At 59.4% G+C, this 12,926-nt stretch carries 11 protein-coding genes; 4 read left to right on the forward strand and 7 right to left on the reverse strand.

The features are described from left to right. The first annotated feature begins 46 nt into the window (after positions 1 to 46). Complete coding sequence (locus tag NN484_RS00610) at positions 47 to 925, forward strand: hypothetical protein (RefSeq protein ID WP_274658424.1); 879 nt, start codon at positions 47 to 49, stop codon at positions 923 to 925. 45 nt (positions 926 to 970) lie between these two features. Here the strand turns inward: NN484_RS00610 and NN484_RS00615 are convergent, their stop codons facing one another. From NN484_RS00615 to NN484_RS00635, 5 genes are all read right to left on the reverse strand, one after another. Then, positions 971 to 2,134, reverse strand: a complete 1,164-nt coding sequence (locus NN484_RS00615) for a type III PLP-dependent enzyme (protein ID WP_127649829.1) — start codon at positions 2,132 to 2,134, stop codon at positions 971 to 973. Between the two features lie 645 nt (positions 2,135 to 2,779). Further along, positions 2,780 to 3,937: an osmoprotectant ABC transporter ATP-binding protein OsmV gene (locus NN484_RS00620; protein ID WP_047291222.1), complete on the reverse strand. Its 1,158-nt coding sequence runs from the start codon at positions 3,935 to 3,937 to the stop codon at positions 2,780 to 2,782. After that, positions 3,934 to 4,587: an ABC transporter permease gene (locus NN484_RS00625; RefSeq protein WP_064585940.1), complete on the reverse strand. Its 654-nt coding sequence runs from the start codon at positions 4,585 to 4,587 to the stop codon at positions 3,934 to 3,936. Before NN484_RS00625 ends, NN484_RS00620 begins: the two co-directional genes overlap by 4 nt. A gap of 12 nt (positions 4,588 to 4,599) precedes the next feature. Then, on the reverse strand, positions 4,600 to 5,505 hold the full coding sequence (locus NN484_RS00630) for a glycine betaine ABC transporter substrate-binding protein (RefSeq protein ID WP_274658425.1): 906 nt from the start codon (positions 5,503 to 5,505) through the stop codon (positions 4,600 to 4,602). A 21-nt stretch (positions 5,506 to 5,526) separates the two neighbouring features. Then, positions 5,527 to 6,216 (reverse strand): ABC transporter permease, encoded by a 690-nt coding sequence (locus NN484_RS00635; RefSeq protein ID WP_172667905.1) that lies wholly within the window; start codon positions 6,214 to 6,216, stop codon positions 5,527 to 5,529. Positions 6,217 to 6,666: 450 nt separating this feature from the next. On the opposite strand from NN484_RS00635, the gene NN484_RS00640 reads away from it, so the two are divergent. The 3 genes from NN484_RS00640 to NN484_RS00650 all read left to right on the forward strand — a co-directional run bounded on the left by NN484_RS00640 (position 6,667) and on the right by NN484_RS00650 (position 10,765). Next, a complete protein-coding gene (locus tag NN484_RS00640) occupies positions 6,667 to 8,250 on the forward strand; it encodes a peptide chain release factor 3 (RefSeq protein ID WP_007965665.1) in 1,584 nt (527 codons plus the stop codon). Positions 8,251 to 9,118: 868 nt separating this feature from the next. Beyond that, positions 9,119 to 10,354: an MFS transporter gene (locus NN484_RS00645; RefSeq protein WP_274658426.1), complete on the forward strand. Its 1,236-nt coding sequence runs from the start codon at positions 9,119 to 9,121 to the stop codon at positions 10,352 to 10,354. Between the two features lie 156 nt (positions 10,355 to 10,510). Next, positions 10,511 to 10,765, forward strand: coding sequence for a hypothetical protein (locus NN484_RS00650; RefSeq protein WP_127649826.1), 255 nt, complete (start codon positions 10,511 to 10,513; stop codon positions 10,763 to 10,765). A gap of 209 nt (positions 10,766 to 10,974) precedes the next feature. Here the strand turns inward: NN484_RS00650 and NN484_RS00655 are convergent, their stop codons facing one another. Both NN484_RS00655 and NN484_RS00660 read right to left on the reverse strand, forming a co-directional pair. Next, positions 10,975 to 11,955, reverse strand: coding sequence for a peptide ABC transporter ATP-binding protein (locus NN484_RS00655; protein WP_127649825.1), 981 nt, complete (start codon positions 11,953 to 11,955; stop codon positions 10,975 to 10,977). Then, positions 11,955 to 12,923 (reverse strand): ABC transporter ATP-binding protein, encoded by a 969-nt coding sequence (locus tag NN484_RS00660; protein WP_127649824.1) that lies wholly within the window; start codon positions 12,921 to 12,923, stop codon positions 11,955 to 11,957. The genes NN484_RS00655 and NN484_RS00660 overlap by 1 nt, the downstream gene beginning before the upstream one ends. Positions 12,924 to 12,926: the final 3 nt, after the last annotated feature.

The raw sequence follows: 12,926 nt of genomic DNA on the forward strand, positions 1-12,926 counted from the left end.
AAGGAGCTGGGAGGGTGGGCTACCGGCCCACCTTCTCTGATACAGCATGAATGTTCTGGCTTATGAGTTTTCAGCGGCGCAACGGCGTGTGCTCGATCGCTACATACGATTTCTCGGCGCTTTGCCGATGACATTCAACGCGATACCACTGGTTTGCGAGCGCCGTAGAAAAGAGGGGCATCAATTGGCGGTTCTGGCCAGGGACTCGCGTCTGAATAACGCCCCTTTCAATCAGCGCTACCTGCAAGAATTCTGGGCGCGTACCGAAGCGTCAAGGCTTCTTGGCGCGGGGTATATCGGGGATCTGGAGGTTTTCACTCGCGAATCCCTGGATATCGCAGGCAAAACCTCCAGGCACGAGCCCGTCAGCCAAGTGGACTTTCGGCTGTTCAGCCTTTCCCGGTCGGCCAGCTGGAAGTTGTTTCCCGCGCAGAATGTTGCTGGCCTGATACACGAACTGGCACTTCGGTTCTATGTGCTCAGTGCCGAGATACGACGGCTGAAACACACGGTCGTGGAAGTTCACGACGAGTCATTTGGTTTGAAGTCAGTGTTTGTCAGCGCCATGGATCACCGTTCCTGCCTGTGCCATACGACTCCCACGGTTGCCCAGGGGTTGTTTGGCGATCCATTGACGACTCCGGTCTGGGACCTGGCCTATGCTTCGACTGATCCGGCCATCAGGGCGGCTGAATACAAGGCCGATGTCGTGGCGTTATTCAGTGGATTCGTTTCGGTGAGTACGCAGATGGGGTTATTCATTGAAGGGCTTTATCAGCGCCTCGACGGTCTGTGCAATCAACTCTTGCAGGCGATGAATGCGGTGAAACTGAGCGAGCTGAATTTCAAACTGGCCGCTATTACCGAGAACGCCAATGAGTGCATGGCGATGCTGAACCATCTTGAGGTATGGCTTCGCAAATAAAAAAGGCCCATGGTTTCCATGGGCCTTTTTCTCAGTCGTTGCGTGTCACACGTAAAACGATTTCAGCGGCGGGAAGCCATTGAACTCTACGGCGCTGTAACTGGTGGTGTAGGCACCAGTCGACAGCCAGTACAGACGATCACCGATCGCCAGGTTCAGTGGCAGGCCGTACTTGTAGTTTTCGTACATGATGTCGGCGCTGTCACAGGTTGGGCCGGCGATGACCACTTCTTCCATCTCGCCTTTTTTCTCGGTCCAGATCGGGAACTTGATCGCTTCGTCCATGGTTTCGATCAGGCCGGAGAACTTGCCCACATCGGTGTAGACCCAACGCTCGACGGCGGTGCGGGATTTGCGGGCAACCAGTACCACTTCGCTGACCAGAATGCCGGCGTTGGCGATCAACGAACGGCCCGGCTCCAGAATGATTTCCGGCAGGTCATCACCGAAGTCTTCTTTCAGAAAGCGGATGATTTCTTCGGCGTAGGTTTCCAGGCTGTTGGTACGGGTGATGTAGTTGGCCGGGAAGCCGCCGCCCATGTTGATCAGCTTCAGGTGAATGCCGTCTTCTTCTTTCAGGCGTTCGAAGATCACTTTGACCTTGGCGATCGCGGCGTCCCAGACGCTGATGTCACGCTGTTGCGAGCCAACGTGGAACGAAATGCCGTACGGCACCAGGCCCAGGTCGCGGGCGAGGATCAGCAGGTCCATGGCCATGTCGGTCTGGCAGCCGAACTTGCGCGACAGGGGCCAGTCGGCAGTGGTCGAGCCTTCGGTCAGGATGCGCACGTAAACTTTGGCGCCCGGGGCAGCCTTGGCGATGTTGCGCAGGTCGGCTTCCGAGTCGGTGGCGAACAGGCGCACGCCCTTCTCATAGAAGTAGCGGATGTCCTTGGATTTCTTGATGGTGTTGCCGTAGCTGATCTGGTCCGGGCTGACGCCACGGCTCAGCACTTTGTCCAGCTCATAGATGGAGGCGATGTCGAAGCTCGAACCTTTCTCTTTGAGCAGATCGATGATCTCGACGGCCGGGTTGGCCTTGACCGCGTAGTAGACCTTGGCGAATTCGAAACCGGCGCGCAGGTCATCGTAGGCCTTGGCGATCATCGCGGTGTCGATCACCACGAACGGGGTTTCCTGTTTGTCGGCGAACGCTTTCATTTTGTCGAATGTAGCGCGCGCGAAATAGTCTTCGACCTGAATCGACATGCTGGGAGCTCCTATGGGCAAACTCGTAAAAACAATGGGTGCAAATGAACGCCCTCCGTATCCCCACTTTGGTTCGCCTACTTCCCAAGGCATGTCGCCGAAAGCAAAAAGGCCACGGGCGTATTTGCCCTTGGCCTTGCTGTCTCGTCGTCAGTACTTGAGCCGGATGGATCGTTTCCAGCATGGACGTTCGGCGCGAACTTTAGGGCGTGAGGGGCCTGAGATCAACTAAAAATGTCGCGTTTTTGCACGCTTCTGACGTGCGTCGCGGATATCACTCTTTGTAGCCGACCGAGATGACGGACAGATGTTCCCCGAGAATTTTCAAGTGTTAAAAATACCTGCACGTTCGCAGCTTTTGTCGGCGAAGTCGTGGGTAAGTGTGATAGGCGCAACATCGGCGACGATGGCCGCGAGAGATGGGGGTGAGGGGGATTTTGGCTGTTTGGACGGCTATCCAGCGCATGCTGTCTGGTTCTCAAGTGTTGAGATTCTTTTCCGCCTTGTGAATGACTTGGTAACGCCCCCATTTCTGTAGGAGTGAGCCTGCTCGCGATGACTTTTTTAAAGCCAACATCTTCATCGACTGACATTGCGCTATCGCGAGCAGGCTCACTCCTACAGGGTTTTGTGTTTTACCGACTATCAGGCAACCACGGCTTCAGCCGGCGAGACGATATTGGTCTTCATCCCCCGCGAACGTCCCGAGCTCAGATACGCCGCAATCGACTCCTGCGTGACCTCACCGAGGAACACCCGCTCGGCATCCATCACCGGCAGCCACGAACGATTGAACTCGTACATGCGCGACAGCAGGATGCGCAAATGCTCGTCGTACGCCGCCGTGGCGTTGAACTCGCGCAAAAATTGCGCGCAGGTGCCGGTCTGGCGGTGCAGGTCGCGGCGACGCACGTAGCCCAGCGCCTTGTTCTCGGCACAGGTGACCACCACGTAGCGGCGGTCATGTTCGTCCATCAATTCCAGCGCATCAGCCACTGGCGTCTCCGGGCTCACCGACGGTGCGTTGTCCGCCGCATCTTCTGCCTTCACCAACAACAGACGCTTGAGCGTGCTGTCCTGGCCGACGAAGTTGCTGACAAAGTCGTCCGCCGGATGCGCGAGCAGGGTGTCCGGATGATCGATCTGCAGCAGTTTGCCGGCGCGGAAGATCGCGATCTTGTCGCCCAGTTTGATCGCTTCGTCGATGTCGTGGCTGACCATGATCACGGTCTTGTTCAGCGCCCGTTGCATCTCGAAGAACTCGTTCTGGATCATCTCGCGGTTGATCGGGTCGACCGCACCGAACGGCTCGTCCATCAGCAACAGTGGGGCATCCGCCGCCAATGCACGGATCACCCCGATCCGCTGCTGCTGGCCGCCGGACAGTTCACGCGGGTAGCGATGCAGATACTGCTTGGGTTCCAGCTTGATCATGCTCATCAGTTCGCGAGCGCGGTCGTGGCATTTCTGTTTGTCCCAGCCGAGCAGTTTCGGCACCACGACGATGTTCTCTTCGATGGTCATGTTCGGGAACAGACCGATCTGCTGAATCACGTAGCCGATGTTGCGGCGCAGGGTCACTTCGTCCAGATCGGTGGTGTCCTCGCCGTTGATCAGGATCTTGCCCGAGGTCGGTTTGATCAGGCGGTTGATCATTTTCAGCGTGGTGCTTTTGCCGCAACCCGATGGCCCGAGGAACACACAGATTTCGCCTTCATTGACGGTCAGGCTTACCGAGTCCACGGCTTTGACATCTTTGCCGTTGCTCTGGAAGGTCTTGCTGAGGTTTTGAAGTTCGATCATTTGAGGAGTCCTTTTGGAGTCAGCGTGCGTTGCAGCCACTGCAGGAGGAGGTCGGCGAAGATCGCCAGAAGACTGACCAGCAGCGCGCCGACGATCAGCATCGACATGTCGCTGCGGCTGATGGAGGCGAGGATCAACACGCCAAGGCCGCCGGCGCCGATGGTCGCGGCGATGGTCATCACGCCGATGTTCATCACCACGGCGGTGCGCACCCCGGCGAGGATCACCGGTACCGCAATCGGCAGCTCGACCATGCGCAGGCGCTGGCCGAAGGTCATGCCGATGCCGCGTGCGGCTTCACGAATGCCCGGTTCCACGCCGGTCAGGGCGAGGTAGGTGTTGCGCATGATCGGCAGCAGCGAATAGAGGAACACGGCGGTGATCGCTGGCATCGGCCCGAGGCCCTGGCCGAACTTGGAGTAGAACGGCAGCAGCAAACCGAACAGGGCAATCGACGGCACGGTCAGTAGCACTGTGGCGCTGGCCTGCAACGGCCCGGCAAGGGTCGGAAAGCGCGTCATCAGGATGCCCAGCGGCACGCCAACGACAATCGCCAGGGTCACGGCGATACCGACCAGGGTGATGTGCTGCCAGGTCAGGTGCATCACCTGCTGCCAGTCGAGGTGGGAAAAGGCGTTCAGAAATTCCATGACTTTTCCTCCTTAGTTGAGTGGGTGCTGGCGCAGGAAATCGGCGGCGACTTTCGACGGGCTTTCGTGGCCGACGTCGACCCGCGCGTTGAGCTGGCGCATGGTTTCGTCGTCGAACAGTTGCGCCAATGGCTTGAGCTGCTCGGCCAGTTGCGGGTGCGCGTCCAGATACGCCTGACGCACCACGGGTGCGGCGGTGTAATCCGGGAAGTAGTGCTTGTCGTCTTCCAGCAGCTTCAGGCCGAAAGCGTTCAAGCGGCCGTCGGTGGTGTAGACCAGACCGGCAAACACCTGACCATTGCGCAGCGCGGTGTAGACCAGCCCCGCGTCCATCTGGCGGATGTTCTTGCGGGTCAGGTTCATGCCGTAGAGCTTGACCATGCCGTCCAGACCGTCGGAGCGGTTGGCGAACTCGGTGTCCAGCGCCACCAGGTGGTTGGTCTTGGCTTCAGTCTGCAGCACCTCATTCAACTGACTGATGTTGTTGATCTGCGGATATTCCTCCGCCACTTTTTTCGGCAGGGCGAGGGCGTAGGTGTTGCTGAATTTCGACGGAGTCAGCCAGACCAGGCCTTTTTTCGCGTCGAGTTCTTTCACCCGGGCGTAGGACTGTTCGCTGTCGAGTTTCTCGGTGACATGGTTGTAGGCTACCAGCGACACGCCGGTGTATTCCCAGAGCATGTCCAGTTGCCCGCTTTCGTGGGCGCTGCGGGCCAGGTTGCTGCCCAGACCGCCGGTGATCTGCGCGTCGTAGCCTTTGCTGCGCAGGTATTGCGCGGTGATTTCCGCGAGCAGCGTCTGTTCGGTGAACACCCGGGCGCCGAGGCGGATCACCGGTTTTTCAGCGGCTTGCGCGATTCCTGCGAACAGCAGGATGCAGCCTGCTATCAATCCCAAAGACGAGCTAAATCGTTTCATAAATATTCCTTCGCAAGAGCCTTAAGACGGGCGCAAACCGCGTTCCAGCCAGAGGCGGCTGGCGAGGGTGACCACGCCATCGAGCAGCAAGGCCAGCAGCGCGGTGCACGCGGCGCCGAGCAGCAGTTGCGGCTGATTGTTCAGGGCGATGCCAGGGAAGATCAGGCTGCCAAGGCTGTTGGCGCCGATCAGGAACGCCAGTGGCGCAGTGCCGACGTTGATCGCCAAGGCCACGCGCACACCACCGACGATGATCGGTACGGCGTTGGGCAATTCGACTTTCCACAGCACCTGCCGCGGGGTCATGCCGATGCCGACGGCGGCTTCTTTCAGCGAGCCCTGGACGTTTTTCAGGCCTTCGTAGGTGTTGCGCACGATCGGCAACAGGGAGGCGAGGAATAAAGCGAAGATCGCCGGACCACTGCCGATGCCGAGAATCCCCAGGGCAATCGCCAGTACAGCCAGCGGTGGCACGGTGTTACCGATATTGAAGATCTGCATGAAGCGTTCGGCGCGGCCGACCATGGTCGGGCGACTGAGGAAGATGCCGGCGGGGATGCCCACGACCAGGGCGGCCAGCATTGAAGCGAGGACGAGAATCAGATGAGCTTGCAGGTAAAACAACAAATCGTCGCGGTAGTGTTCGATCGTGTTGATGCCGATCCAGTGGACCAGCAGGGCCAGGAGCGCGATCACCACCGCACCTCCCATCAGCCCTTTGCCATAGCGGATAGCCACAGGCGGACTCCTTTTCTTGTAGTCGGCGAACGCTCTCCCGAGTGGCATGCCAAGCCTTGGCTGCCGGGAATAAACGTTCGCGAGAAGCAGCTCCCTCAGCACCGGCAAAAAGCGGTCTGAAAGCGAGCCATGAGCGCAGCCTCGTCAGGCTAACTTGCTGATTTTTCAGCCCCTGACGAAATGTCGTAACAGGGGATGGACGTCTCCGTGCTTTAAAAGGTTCCCACGTTAGACACTGTTTGGCCACCCGTAGGAGCTGCCGCTGGCTGCGATCTTTTGATTTTGTTTTTAAAAGCCAGGTCAAAAGATCGCAGCCAGCGGCAGCTCCTACAGGGTTTTGCGGGGCCGAGGGACGGTGGTCTGGCGATCACTTTTTAAGCTATACTCGCCGCCCTTTTTTGAATCACCGCCAGGCGATTTCCCATGACCAACCAGGCCGCCGAAGTCGCGAAACGCCGCACTTTCGCCATTATTTCCCACCCCGATGCCGGTAAAACCACGATCACCGAAAAGCTCCTGTTGATGGGCAAGGCGATTGCGGTGGCCGGTACGGTGAAATCCCGTAAATCCGATCGCCATGCGACATCCGACTGGATGGAGATGGAGAAGCAGCGGGGTATTTCCATTACCACGTCGGTCATGCAGTTCCCGTATCGCGAACACATGATCAACCTGCTCGACACCCCGGGCCACGAAGACTTCTCCGAAGACACCTACCGCACCCTGACGGCGGTCGACTCGGCATTGATGGTTCTCGACGGCGGTAAAGGTGTTGAGCCACGGACCATTGCGCTGATGGACGTCTGCCGTCTACGTGACACGCCGATCGTCAGCTTCATCAACAAACTCGACCGCGACATCCGCGACCCGATCGAGCTGCTCGACGAAATCGAAGCCGTGCTGAAGATCAAGGCGGCGCCGATCACCTGGCCAATCGGTTGCTACCGCGACTTCAAGGGCGTGTACCACCTGGCCGACGACTACATCATTGTCTACACCGCCGGTCACGGTCACGAACGCACCGAAACCAAGATCATCGAGAAGCTCGACTCCGACGAGGCGCGTGCGCACCTGGGCGACGAGTACGAGCGTTTCCTTGAACAGCTGGAACTGGTGCAGGGCGCCTGCCACGAGTTCAACCAGCAGGAGTTCCTCGACGGTCAACTGACCCCGGTGTTCTTCGGTACCGCACTGGGCAACTTCGGTGTCGACCACGTGCTCGACGCTGTCGTTGACTGGGCACCGCGCCCGCTGGCCCGTGTCGCCAACGAGCGTACCGTGGAGCCGGTGGAAGAAAAGTTTTCGGGCTTCATCTTCAAGATCCAGGCGAACATGGACCCGAAACACCGCGACCGCATCGCCTTCATGCGCATTTGCTCGGGCAAGTACGAGAAAGGCATGAAGATGCGCCACGTGCGTACCGGCAAGGATGTGCGCATCGGCGACGCCCTGACGTTCTTCTCCTCCGAGCGTGAGCAGTTGGAAGAAGCGTACGCCGGCGACATCATCGGTCTACACAACCACGGCACGATCCAGATCGGCGACACCTTCAGCGAAGGTGAAGTCCTCGGTTTCACCGGTATCCCGCACTTCGCCCCGGAACTGTTCCGCCGCGTGCGTCTGCGTGATCCGCTGAAATCCAAGCAGTTGCGTCAGGGTCTGCAACAGCTGGCGGAAGAAGGCGCGACCCAGGTGTTCTTCCCGGAGCGCAGCAACGACATCATTCTTGGTGCCGTCGGTGTGCTGCAGTTCGATGTGGTCGCCAGCCGCCTGAAAGAGGAATACAAGGTTGAGTGCTCGTACGAGCCGATTACTGTGTACTCCGCGCGCTGGATCGAATGCAGCGACAAGAAGAAGCTTGAGGAGTTTTCCAACAAGGCTGTGGAGAACCTGGCACTGGATGGCGGTGGTCACCTGACTTACCTGGCGCCGACGCGGGTTAACCTGGCGTTGATGGAAGAGCGTTGGCCGGATGTGAAATTCCGTGCGACGCGTGAGCATCACTAAGCGCTGAATTGTTTCGTCCAAAGCCCCCTAGGTGTATGCCTTGGGGGCTTTTTTTTGCTTTTGTTTTGGGTGTATATCCGTTTCTGCGGGTGTGGCGGCTGACGGTTTCGCCCTTACGGCGACTCACTTTTTTTCAAACGCCAAAAAAAGTAAGCAAAAAACGCTTGCTCCTACGTACGGCCCGCTCGCTGGGGCTCGGGGTTCCTTCGCTCCGGGCGCAGCGCCTACGGTTTGCTTCGCTGCACCTCCTCTCGCTGTGTTTGGCTGCGCCAAACGGTCGCTGCGCTCCCACGCCCGGATCAATCCCGGAACGAAGCCTCCGACGTCGCCTTACAGATCAAAAGCTGCAGCCGAGCTAACGCTCATCCTGTGTAGGAGCTGCCGAAGGCTGCGATCTTTTGATCTTGATTTTGCTTTTCTGTGGGAGCCGGCTTGCCAGCGATGGCGGCCTGCCAGGCGACCTGTTCTTGCAGTTGTACTCAATCCAATTGTAGGAGTGAGCCTGCTCGCGATAACGGTCCGACAGCCGACCACCCTCTGGCAGATTGAACTCAATCCACTGTGGAAGCCTGGCTTGCCAGCGATGGCGGCCTGCCAGGCGACCTGTTTCTTGCAGTTGTACTCAATCCAATTGTAGGAGTGAGCCTGCTCGCGATAACGGTCCGACAGCCGACCATTTTCTAGCTGAGTGCACTCAACAACTGAGCTGCCGAAGGCAGCAAAGTCAAAAGATCGCAGCCTGCGACAGCTCCTGCAGGGGAGTGTAGGGCGACTCCGTATTTTGTGGTTACGATGTTCTTGAGCGCGACAACCGGATCGCCGGCCGTTAGTGTTCAGGTCCACGCAAGTCGCTTTGAGAGGTCATGGAATGACGCGCAACCTTGTCCATCTGCTTCGCCCCAACGGCTATTTCAGTCTGATGGCCTGGGTGCTGGCGGCGTTGCTGTTCATCAATCGCCTGAGCAGCATGGTCAAGTTGTTCATGGCGTTGTATCTACGCCAGGAGCTGGGGTTGGCGATCGAGACCGTTGGCTGGCTGTTGTCGGCGTACGGTGGCGGGTTGTTGATCGGTTCGATGCTCGGCGGGCTGCTCAGTGACCATGTGCGTACGGCGCGGCTGACGGCGGCGCTGTTCTTCGTTTCTGTGTGGGTGCTGATCCTGCTCGGGCTGGTGACGCAGGTGCCGTTGCTGGCCGCCCTGCTGTTACTCAGTGGCGCCGTCGACGGGGCGATTCGAACGCTGCACCAGCGCTTGATCATGGAGTATTGCGAGCCTGCACAGCGCTCTCGCGCCCAAGCGCTGAGCCGGGTCGCGCGAAATCTTGGGATGGCTGCTGCCGGTATTGCCGGCGGGGTGTTGGCGCAGACGGATTTTCGTTGGGTGTTTTTTGGCAGTGCGGCGATGACGCTGCTGGCGTTGCTCTGGTTTGTGCGCACCACTTGGCGCCGCGCGGTGCTCGAACCCGATGAGGTGGCCGAGGCAGGCACCGGCACAGGCGCGCCGTTGCGCGACACGGCATTCCTCTGGCTACTGGGCGCGGCAGTGTTGCTGGGGATGGCCTTCGACACCGTCTACAGCACGCTGGGCAACTATCTGCGCGACTATTACCACTTGAGTACCGAGGCCATCGGTTGGCAGTTCGGGCTCAACGCGATGCTGGTGGTGGCGCTGCAGATTCCACTGACGCACTGGGGCGAGCGTTGGGGCGCGCGTCGGCAACTGCTGGCGGGCTGTGTGCTGCTGGCCGTCGGGCTGGGCATGCTGCCGTTTGGCTCCGGGTTGTTTTACGTGTGTTTGTCGACCGTGATCTGGACGTTGGGTGAAGCTTTTTTCATGCCGCCGATGAATGTGCTGGTCATGCAGCATGCGCAGGGTGGCAAAAGCGGCCAGTATTTTGGTCTGTTTTTCATGAGCTGGAGCGCGAGCGCACTGCTGTCGCCGGTGCTCAGTGGTCAGTTGTATGGGCACTTCGGAGGGCACAGCGTATGGCTTGCGAGCGCGACACTGGCACTGTTGACCTTGCCGCTGATCTACCTCGCGACGCGCTCAGCGACCCAGGCCAAGGCGCTGACCGCCAGCAAAAACGCCTCCTCGCTTAGCTGATTCGGTTATAGCCGTTATTCACAAGTGATCTACCGGGTCGGGGCATTTACAGGGCCTGGTTAGCGTCCTATCTGGTGAACCTCGCTGATCGGAACTAGATTTCATTCAGCGCCGGATCGGCATCCAGGCTTCAACCACGAAAGGATGGAAATGACTATGAGCATTTTTCAACGCATTGTGCTGTTGCTTAAGGTTTTGGTGCTGTTGACGCTTGGCACCACGGCGGCCTGGGCGAGTACCGCCACGCCACCCCAAGGATTTAATGCGGCCCACGGCCACGCGGGTGTGATCATGCTGGCCAAGTCGGAAGCCGAACCGGGCGATCAGGATCAGGGGGGCAGCGAGAACGATGATGATTCGACCACCGACGAGCCAGACACCGACGATGACGAAGGCGACAGCCAGTCGTAACTCGCGGGCAAAAGAAAACCCCTTCTTCCCCGACTGATGCGCAATCGAGAGAGAAGGGGCTTGGTTAACACATTACTTCCGGATAAACACGATTCCTGTAGGAGCTGCGGCACGCTGCGATCTTTTGATCTTGATTCTGAAAATCAACAGATCGCAGCCTCGTTTCACTCGACAGCTCCTACAGGTTTTGTGTCGTTCTCCGGTTTTGCTTACGCCGCGCCGTCGAGGAACTGCTCGGCGTAGTGGCAAGCCACTTGCCGGCTGTCGAGCTGGCGCAACGCCGGCTCTTCCGTGCTGCAACGCTCGGTGGCGTATGGGCAACGCTTGTGGAAAGCGCAGCCCGGTGGCGGGTTCAGCGGGTTGGGCAGTTCGCCGACGATCTTGATTTTCGGCTTGTCCGGATCCGGGTGGATCGTTGGCGTCGCCGACAACAGGGCCTGGGTGTACGGGTGCAGGGGACGGGTGTAGATGTCCTCTTTCGGGCCCATTTCCACCGGACGGCCGAGGTACATCACCAGCACCGAGTCGGCGACGTGACGCACCACTGCCAGGTTGTGCGAGATGAACACGTACGCGGTGTTGAACTCCTGCTGCAGGTCCATGAACAGGTTCAGCACCTGCGCCTGAATCGACACGTCGAGCGCCGAAGTCGGTTCATCCGCCACCAGCACTTTCGGTTGCAACATCATCGCCCGGGCCAAGGCGATACGCTGGCGCTGACCGCCGGAGAACATGTGCGGATAGCGCTGGTAGTGCTCAGGACGCAAGCCTACCTGTTTCATCATCGCCTGGACTTTCTCGCGACGTTCAGCGGCACTCAGGTTGGTGTTGATCAACAGTGGCTCGGCCAGTTGATCACCGATTTTCTGCCGTGGGTTCAACGACGCGTACGGGCTCTGGAACACCATCTGCACGTCTTTGCGCAGTTGCTTGCGCTGGGCCTTGTCGGCGCCGGCGACTTCCTGGCCGGCGATTTTCAGCGAGCCGGACGACGGCTCTTCAATCAGGGTCAGGGCGCGGGCGAGCGTGGATTTGCCGCAGCCCGACTCGCCCACCACGGCGAGAGTCTTGCCGGCTTCCAGTTCGAACGACACGCCGTTGAGGGCGCGCACGGTCGCGTGGCCCTTGAACAGGCCACGGGAGACTTCGTAGTGACGGGTCAGGTCGCGGGCGGTAAGTACGACGGCCATTACGCCACCTCCTGGTTCAGCGGGAAGAAGCAGCGAGCGAGGCTGTTGCTTTTCGGATCAAGGGTCGGACGCTGCGCGCGGCAGCTGTCCTGCACATACGGGCAGCGCGGCGACAGCAGGCAACCCTGCGGACGGTCGTAGCGGCCCGGAACGATGCCCGGCAGGGTCGACAGGCGCGCGGCGCCCAGGCTGTGCTCGGGAATCGCCTTGAGCAGCGCTTCGCTGTACGGGTGCGCCGGGATGTCGAACAGTTGCGGTACCTGACCGACTTCAACGGCTTGCCCTGCGTACATCACGCACACGCGCTGGGCGGTTTCTGCCACAACGGCGAGGTCGTGGGTAATCAGCACCAGACCCATGTTCTGTTCTTTCTGCAATGCCAGCAGCAGATCCATGATCTGCGCCTGAATCGTCACGTCCAGCGCAGTGGTCGGTTCGTCAGCGATCAGCAGTTTCGGCTCGCCGGCAATCGCCATGGCGATCGCAACGCGCTGGCTCATGCCGCCGGACAGTTGGTGCGGGTAGGCGTCCATACGGCTGGCGGCGCCCGGGATTTCCACTTTTTCCAGCAGTTCGATGGCGCGTTTGCGCGCTTGCTTGCCGGACATTTTCAGGTGCAGGCGCAGCACTTCTTCGATCTGGAAACCGACGGTGTAGCTTGGGTTGAGCGCGGTCATCGGGTCCTGGAAGACCATCGCCAGGTCTTTGCCGACGATCTGCCGACGCTGGCGGTTGCTCAGCTTGAGCATGTTCTTGCCGTCGAAGCTCAGGGCATCGGCAGTGACGATCCCCGGGTGCTCGATCAGGCCCATCAGCGCCATCATGGTCACCGACTTGCCCGAACCGGACTCGCCGACGATCGCCAGAACTTCGCCCTTGTCCACTTTCAGGTCGAGGCCATCGACCACGGGAACGGCGTTCTTGTCGCCGAAGCGAACGTTGAGATTCTTGATTTCTAGCAGTGACATGGG

The sequence above is a fragment of the Pseudomonas serboccidentalis genome, from assembly GCF_028830055.1.
Lineage (GTDB): Bacteria > Pseudomonadota > Gammaproteobacteria > Pseudomonadales > Pseudomonadaceae > Aquipseudomonas > Aquipseudomonas serboccidentalis.

Excerpts from the sequence above, each read along its gene's own strand:
- NN484_RS00640 (WP_007965665.1), top strand. The coding sequence starts at position 6,667 with ATGACCAACCAGGCCGCCGAAGTCGCGAAACGCCGCACTTTCGCCATT.
- NN484_RS00645 (WP_274658426.1), top strand. The coding sequence starts at position 9,119 with ATGACGCGCAACCTTGTCCATCTGCTTCGCCCCAACGGCTATTTCAGT.
- NN484_RS00635 (WP_172667905.1), bottom strand. The coding sequence starts at position 6,216 with ATGGGAGGTGCGGTGGTGATCGCGCTCCTGGCCCTGCTGGTCCACTGG.
- NN484_RS00660 (WP_127649824.1), bottom strand. The coding sequence starts at position 12,923 with ATGTCACTGCTAGAAATCAAGAATCTCAACGTTCGCTTCGGCGACAAG.
- NN484_RS00620 (WP_047291222.1), bottom strand. The coding sequence starts at position 3,937 with ATGATCGAACTTCAAAACCTCAGCAAGACCTTCCAGAGCAACGGCAAA.
- NN484_RS00630 (WP_274658425.1), bottom strand. The coding sequence starts at position 5,505 with ATGAAACGATTTAGCTCGTCTTTGGGATTGATAGCAGGCTGCATCCTG.
- NN484_RS00615 (WP_127649829.1), bottom strand. The coding sequence starts at position 2,134 with ATGTCGATTCAGGTCGAAGACTATTTCGCGCGCGCTACATTCGACAAA.
- NN484_RS00655 (WP_127649825.1), bottom strand. The coding sequence starts at position 11,955 with ATGGCCGTCGTACTTACCGCCCGCGACCTGACCCGTCACTACGAAGTC.
- NN484_RS00650 (WP_127649826.1), top strand. The coding sequence starts at position 10,511 with ATGAGCATTTTTCAACGCATTGTGCTGTTGCTTAAGGTTTTGGTGCTG.
- NN484_RS00610 (WP_274658424.1), top strand. The coding sequence starts at position 47 with ATGAATGTTCTGGCTTATGAGTTTTCAGCGGCGCAACGGCGTGTGCTC.
- NN484_RS00625 (WP_064585940.1), bottom strand. The coding sequence starts at position 4,587 with ATGGAATTTCTGAACGCCTTTTCCCACCTCGACTGGCAGCAGGTGATG.